Source organism: Cellulomonas algicola (assembly GCF_003851725.1).
Taxonomy (GTDB): domain Bacteria; phylum Actinomycetota; class Actinomycetes; order Actinomycetales; family Cellulomonadaceae; genus Cellulomonas; species Cellulomonas algicola.
The window spans coordinates 1-6,904 of sequence record NZ_BHYL01000248.1; the positions used below are offsets into that span (position 1 = coordinate 1).

The following is a 6,904-nucleotide window of genomic DNA, read 5'->3' on the forward strand; positions in this document are numbered from 1 at the left end:
CGGACGACGGTCCCCGTCCAGCGGCCGTCCGCGGGCGTGACCCGATGCACGTCGCCCGTGAGCGTCACGCGCGCCTGCGTCTCACGCTCGGCGCACGACGGACCGACCCACAGGTCGAGATCGCCGGGCTCGACGACGCGCTCCCCCGACCGGTCGGTGAACGCGAGCCGCGCGGCCGGCACGACCAGCTCGACGACGGCCGTCTGGCCGCGCTCGAGGTGGACGCGCTGGTACCCGAGCAGCTGCGCGACCGGACGCGTCACGCTCGCGACGACGTCGCGCCCGTAGAGCTGGACGACGTCGTCGCCGCCCCGCTCGCCCGTGTTGGTCACACGGACGGTCACGACGAGCGGGCCGTCCGTCGTCGCCGTCGGCTCGACCGTGAGGTCGGAGTGCGTGAACGTCGTGTACGACAGGCCGTGCCCGAACGGCAGGACCGGCTTGGTCGACAGGTTGGTGACGTCGCCGTCGCCGCCCAGCGTCGGGTGCAGGTAGGTGAACGGCTGCGCGCCCGCCGACCGCGGGAGGCTGATCGGCAGCCGGCCCGACGGGTTGACGCGGCCGGACAGGATGCCGGCCAGCGCCGGACCGCCCTCCTCGCCCGGGAAGAACGACTGCACCACCGCGGCGCAGCGCTCGACGGCCCAGCCGACCGCGTAGGGACGGCCCGTGAGCATGACCAGGACGACGGGCGTGCCCGTCTCCAGGACGGCCTCGACGAGCGCGCGCTGCACGCCCGGCAGCTCGAGGTCGTCGCGGTCGCAGCCCTCGCCGACCGTGCCGCGCCCGAACAGGCCCGCGTGGTCGCCGACCACGAGCACCGCGACGTCCGCCTCGGTCGCGACGCGCACCGCGTCGGCGAACCCGCTGCGGTCGTCGTCGTCGACCGCGCACCCGCGCGCCGACACGACCGTCGAGCCGGTGAGCTCGGCGGCGAGCGCCTGGCGCAGCGTCGGCACGTCGATGCCGACACCGACCTCGGGGTGGTGCGGGAGGACGTGGTTGACGAACGAGTAGCAGCCGAACATCGCCTCGGGACGGTCCGCGTTCGGGCCGATCACCGCGACGCGCAGGCCCGGCCGCAGGGGCAGGGTGCCGTCGTTCGTCAGCAGGACGACCGACTCCTCCGCGAGCCGCGCGGCGATCTGCCGGTGCTCGGTGCTGTCGAGCTCGACGTCCGTCGGGGGCTCGTCGTCGAACGTCGCGTCGAGCAGGCCGAGCTCGGCCTTCTGCCGCAGCGCGCGCGTCACCGCCCGGTCGACGAGCGCCTCGTCGACCGTGCCGGCGCGGATCGCGGCCGCGAGCGGCTCGAGGTACGCGTCGCCCGTCGGGAGCTCGATGTCGACGCCCGCGGCGAGCGCCTGGCCCGCCGCGTCGCCCAGGTCGGGCGCGACGTCGTGCAGCAGGTGCAGGAACGCGACGCCGAAGTAGTCGGCGACGACCGTGCCGTCGAAGCCGTACGTGCCGCGCAGCAGGTCCGTGAGGATCGTCGGGTCGGCCGCGACCGGGACGCCGTCGATCTCGACGTACGCGCTCATGACCGAGCGCACCTCGCCGTCGCGGATCGCCATCTCGAACGGCGGCAGCAGCACGTCCGCGATCTCCCGCGGACCCGCGTGGACCGGGCCGAAGTTGCGGCCCGACTGCGACGCCGAGTAGCCCACGAAGTGCTTGAGCGTGGCGTGCACGCCCGTCGACTGCAGGCCGCGCACGTACGACGTGCCGAGCGTGCCGACGAGGTACGGGTCCTCGGAGATGCACTCGTCGACGCGACCCCAGCGCGGGTCGCGGATGACGTCGAGCACGGGCGCGAGGCCCTGGTGCACGCCGAGCTGCCGCATCGACGAGCCGATGACCTCACCCATGCGGGTCACGAGCTCGGGGTCGAACGACGCGCCCCATGCGAGCGGCGTGGGGAACGTCGCGGCCCGCCACGCGGAGAGGCCCGTGAGGCACTCCTCGTGGACGAGCGCCGGGATCCCGAGGCGCGTCTCGCGGACGAGGCGGCGCTGGAACGACCAGAGCCACCGTGCCCGCGCGGCCGGGTCGACCGGCCGCGTGCCGTAGACGCGGGTGAGGTGCCCGAGCCCGTGCCGGGACGCGTCGTCGAGGGTCTGCTCGCGCGTGAACTCGCCCTGCAGAGGAGCCACGGCCTCGCCGTCGGACTTCTCCCAGAAGCCGACGATCTGGGCGAGCTTCTCCTCGAGGGTCATGCGCGCGAGCAGGTCCTGCACGCGCTCGTCGACGCCCACGGGGCGCGACACCTGGAGATCCGTCACGGATCCACTCCTTCTGGACGTGCTGTGTGTTCGGGAGGCGGGCACGACCCGCCGGCGCGTCGGCGCGCGGGGCCTCAGCCCTTGACCGCGCCCTGCAGCCCGTTGACGATCCGCTTCTGCATCGCGAGGAAGAACACGAGCGCGGGGATCATGGCGAGCGAGGTGAACGCGAACACGCCGGCGGTGTCGGACGAGTACTCCGAGGAGTAGTCCGCGACGCCCAGCGGCAGGGTCCGCATGTCGCCCTGCAGCAGCAGCAGCGGCAGCAGGTAGGCGTTCCACGAGCCGACGAACGCGAGCACGCCGACCGTGACCATCCCGGGCGCCGACAGCGGCAGCAGGATCCGCCAGAACACGCCCAGCCGGGACGCGCCGTCGATGAGGGCGGCCTCCTCGAGCTCCTTGGGCAGCGCCATGAGGAACGGCCGCAGGATGACGATCGTCACCGGCAGCGCGAACGCGGCCTGCGGGAGCGCGACGCCCCACCAGGTGTTCCCGAGCTGCAGGTCACGCGTGATCATGATGAACAGCGGGATGATCGCGACGGTCGTCGGGAAGAGCAGCCCCAGCACGAACACCGTGAACAGCGCCTCGCGGCCCTTGAACTGGTACCGGGCCAGCGGGTACGCGGCCATGATCCCGAACACGACGACGATCGCGGTGGTGAGGACGGCGATGACCGTCGAGTTGAACGCGTACGTCCAGAAGCTCGAGTTGGTCAGCACCTTGGCGTAGTTGCTGAACACCCACGGGTCGGGCAGCGCGGCCGGGTTCTCGGCGAGCTGCGCGTTGGTGCGGAAGCCGCCGAGGACCCCGTAGAGCACGGGTCCCAGCGTGAGGCCCATGACGACGAGCGCGATCGCCCACACCAGCGGGTTGCCGCCCTGGAGGGCGTTGCCGGTCCTGGCCCGCTGCTTGCCCTCGGGCTGGTAGACGGCGGCCTGCGGCCGGACCATCGGTGCGACGCTCATGCCTTCGCCTTCTTCCGCGGGGCGTCCCCGAGCGTGTCACGCCGGAGGATGAAGTACTGGTAGAGGAGGGCGGCGACGAGGGCGACCACGAAGAGGATCACGGACGCCGCGGCGGCGATGCCGTAGTTCTGGCGCTTGGTGCCCTCGGTGACGAGGAACGTCGCCATGGTGGTCGTGGAGTTGGCCGGGCCACCGCCGGTGAGGATCCACACCATGTCGAAGAGCTGCAGCGAGCCGATCATCGACAGGAACGCCCAGGTGCGCAGGGTCGGGCCGAGCAGCGGGATCGTGATCCGGCGCTGGATGTCCCACCATCCGGCGCCGTCCAGCTGCGCCGCCTCGTAGAGCTCGTCCGGCACGCCCTGCAGGCCGGCGAGGAACAGGATGATCGCGAGGCCCAGGTACTTCCAGGTCAGCACGACGATCACGGTGAACAGCGCGACGTCCGGGTCGCCGAGGAAGCCCTGCGCGGGACCGGACAGGCCGACCGCCGCGAGCATCGTGTCGATGACGCCGTACTTCGGCTGCAGGAGCTGGAACCACACGACGGCGGCGATGACCTCCGCCAGCACGTACGGCACGAAGATGATGGTGCGCAGGGTGCCCTGGCCCTTCATCTTGCGGTTGAGCAGCAGCGCGATGCCGAGGCCCAGCGGGAGCTGGATGGCGATCGACGCCACGACGATGATCAGGTTGTGCACCAGCGCGTCGGTGAACACCTCGTTCTGGAGCACGCTGACGTAGTTCTTCAGGCCGACGAAGTCGACCATGGGGCCGAAGCCCTTCCACCGGTACACCGACATCTGGGCGGCCTTGATGATCGGCCACACCACGAAGCCCAGGAACAGCAGCAGGGCCGGAGTCACGAAGAACGCGATCTCCAGGTTCCGGCGAAGGGTCTTGCCACCCCAGCGACGGTCCTCGGGGCCGCCGGCCGCCGGCCGTGCCGAAGCACGACCGGCGACCGGGGTCACCGCGGGAGTCGTCGCAGAGGAGGCGGGGGCGCCCATGCGGGCGGTCGCTCCGTCTGCCACGTGGATCACTTCTCCGCGTCAGCCGCCGCCTGCGTGGCGTCGACGATGTCCTGCGGGGTCGCCTGCCCGGCGAACATGAGGGCGATGGCGTCGTTCATCGCACCGCCGACGGAGGCGCCGAACGCGGTGTCGAAGTAGAGCTGCACGTACGGGGCCGCGTCGCGGACCTGCAGGAGGCCGGCGAGCGCCGGGTCCGACACGTACTGCGAGGCGGTCGGGTTGGTCGGCAGACCCATGTCGAGCTCGGCGAAGCCCTTCTGGACCTCGTCGGACAGCAGGTACTTGACGAAGTCGACCGCGGCGTCGGGCGCGTCCTGCGACACGGCCCACGCGTCACCGCCACCGAGCGCGGCGGTCGGCTCGCCCTGGCCACCCTGGACCTCGGGGAACGCGAACCAGCCGGTGTTCTCGCCCAGGCCCTTGCCGTCCTCGGTGAGGCCCTGCATGACGCCGGGCTCCCAGTGGCCGGCCAGCTCCATCGCGACCTTGCCCGTCGCCAGCAGGCCGGAGGCAGAGGTCGGGCCGGACTGCGCCGGCGTGGAGAGGAAGCCCGCGTTGAACGGCTCGGTCTTGATGAGGTCCTCGAGGTCCGCGCCCGCGTTGAGGAAGCACGCGTCGGAGAAGTCGAGGCTGGTCACCGCGTCGGACAGGACGTCCTGCGAGCACTCGCGCAGGGCGTAGTAGTACCAGTAGTGCGCGGCGGGCCACTTGTCGCCGGCACCGACGGAGACGGGCTCGATGCCCGCGGCCTTGAGCTTGTCGACGGCCGCGTTGAAGTCCTCCTGCGTGACAGGGGCCTCGGTGATGCCGGCCTGCTCGAAGAGCGCCTTGTTGTACCAGAAGCCGACGACGCCGACCGAGAACGGCAGGGCGTAGGTCTTGCCGTCGACCTGCCAGCCGGCGACGGAGCCGCCGATCTTGTCGATCTCCGCGGACGCGGCCTCGGAGATGTCCTTGGTGAGGCCCGCCTCGACGTGGTCGGCGAGCTCGCCGCCACCACGCTCCATGTAGATGTCGGGGGCGTCGCCGGCCTGGAAGGCCGCGTCGAGCTTGGTGAGCATGTCCTCGTGCTGCATGGCGCTGACCTTGACGGTCACGCCGGGGTTGGCCGCCTCGAAGTCCTTGGCGACCTGGTCGTAGTAGTCCTTGCCGTCACCGGTGTTGGAGTTGTGCCACCAGGTGATCTCGGTCGAGCCGTCGGCGTTGGTGCTGTCGTCGTCGCCGCCGCCACCGGTGCCACAGGCACCGAGCAGGGCGAGACCTGCGGCGACGGCCACGCCGCGGAGGACGCGGGTCCGGTTCATCGTTGAAGCTCCTCGTCGTCACTGAAGGGGAGGGACGGCGAGGAGCATATGCAGCCCGCCACGGGTGATGTCAATCGATGTCGATAACGTTATCGAATCGATGCTCTACGATCACCCACGTGGACCCCGCACCTCGCGTGAAGATGGCCGACGTCGCCCGTACCGCCGGCGTCTCCGTCGCCACCGTCTCCAAGGTCGTCAACGGCCGCTACGGCGTCGCCGCCGCGACGCTCTCGCGCGTGCAGGAGGTCATCGAGGAGCTCGGGTACGAGGCATCGCTCGGCGCGCGCTCGCTGCGCAGCCACCGCACCAACGTCCTGGGCATCCTCGTCGCGGAGTTCGAGCCGTACTCGACCGAGCTGCTCAAGGGCGCGTCGGCCGCGGTCGGGGCCACCGGCTACGAGCTGCTCGCCTACTCCGGCGGCGGCGCCGGCGGCAGCGTCGGGTGGGAGCGGCGCTACCTGTCGCGGCTGGCCGGCACGCTCATCGACGGTGCCGTGATCGTCACCCCGACGGTCGTCGAGGCGCACCCGGGCGTGCCCGTCGTCGCGGTCGACCCCCACACCGGACCGTCCGGCCTGCCGACCGTCGACGCCGACTCGTTCGCCGGCGCGGTCCTCGCGACCGAGCACCTGCTCGGGCTCGGGCACACACGTGTCGCCTTCCTCGGCGGCCGCCCCGACCTCGAGTCCGCCCGCCTGCGCGAGGACGGCTTCCGGCACGCCATGGCCGCCGCGGGCGTCCCCGTCGACGAGGACCTCGTCCGGGTCGGCGGCTACCGTCCCGAGACCGCGGACCAGCCCGCGAACGAGCTGCTCGCGCGGCCCGAGCCGCCGAGCGCCGTGTTCGCCGCGAACGACCTCTCCGCGATCCGCGTCGTCGAGGTCGCGCGCTCGCTCGGCCTGCGCGTCCCCGAGGACCTGTCGGTCATCGGGTTCGACAACGTGCCCGAGTCCGCGCTCGCGACGCCCCCGCTCACGACCATCAGCCAGCCGCTGCAGCAGATGGGCGCCGAGGCGCTCCGGCTGCTCGTCGACCTCATCGACGGCCGCGAGCGCGGCGTGCACGTCCGGCTGCCCACCGAGCTCGTCGAGCGCGCGTCGACCGCTCCCCCGCGCGACCGCTGATCCTCGCGTTCCCCCGTCCGGCCGCACCCGAGCGGGTGGGCGTCGTGGCGTGGCGGTCGTCCCGGTCGCGTCGCCGACGGCCCTGTCGTGCTGCCGTCGGCGTGCCCGTGCCGCCGTCGGCGCGGCCATGCCGCCCTCGGCGTGGCCGTGCCCGCGCGACGCGCCCTCAGCGCACGCGCGCGCCGCGAC

General features: G+C 72.1%; 5 protein-coding genes. 1 reads left to right on the forward strand and 4 read right to left on the reverse strand.

The window, feature by feature from the left end:
• The 4 genes from CTKZ_RS15175 to CTKZ_RS15190 all read right to left on the reverse strand — a co-directional run.
• Nucleotides 1-2,279, reverse strand: a 2,279-nt coding sequence (locus tag CTKZ_RS15175; protein WP_443090080.1) for a beta-xylosidase/alpha-l-arabinosidase, incomplete at its 3' end; no start/stop codon positions are given.
• Nucleotides 2,280-2,353: 74 nt separating this feature from the next.
• Nucleotides 2,354-3,250 carry a carbohydrate ABC transporter permease gene (locus tag CTKZ_RS15180; RefSeq protein ID WP_124343729.1) on the reverse strand — a complete coding sequence of 299 codons (897 nt, stop codon included), beginning with the start codon at nucleotides 3,248-3,250 and terminating at the stop codon, nucleotides 2,354-2,356.
• Nucleotides 3,247-4,260 carry a carbohydrate ABC transporter permease gene (locus tag CTKZ_RS15185; protein ID WP_124343732.1) on the reverse strand — a complete coding sequence of 338 codons (1,014 nt, stop codon included), beginning with the start codon at nucleotides 4,258-4,260 and terminating at the stop codon, nucleotides 3,247-3,249. The genes CTKZ_RS15180 and CTKZ_RS15185 overlap by 4 nt, the downstream gene beginning before the upstream one ends.
• A 29-nt stretch (nucleotides 4,261-4,289) precedes the next feature.
• Nucleotides 4,290-5,588, reverse strand: a complete 1,299-nt coding sequence (locus tag CTKZ_RS15190) for an extracellular solute-binding protein (protein ID WP_124343730.1) — start codon at nucleotides 5,586-5,588, stop codon at nucleotides 4,290-4,292.
• A gap of 119 nt (nucleotides 5,589-5,707) precedes the next feature.
• On the opposite strand from CTKZ_RS15190, the gene CTKZ_RS15195 reads away from it, so the two are divergent.
• Nucleotides 5,708-6,715, forward strand: coding sequence for a LacI family DNA-binding transcriptional regulator (locus CTKZ_RS15195; RefSeq protein ID WP_371852376.1), 1,008 nt, complete (start codon nucleotides 5,708-5,710; stop codon nucleotides 6,713-6,715).
• Nucleotides 6,716-6,904 lie beyond the last annotated feature (189 nt).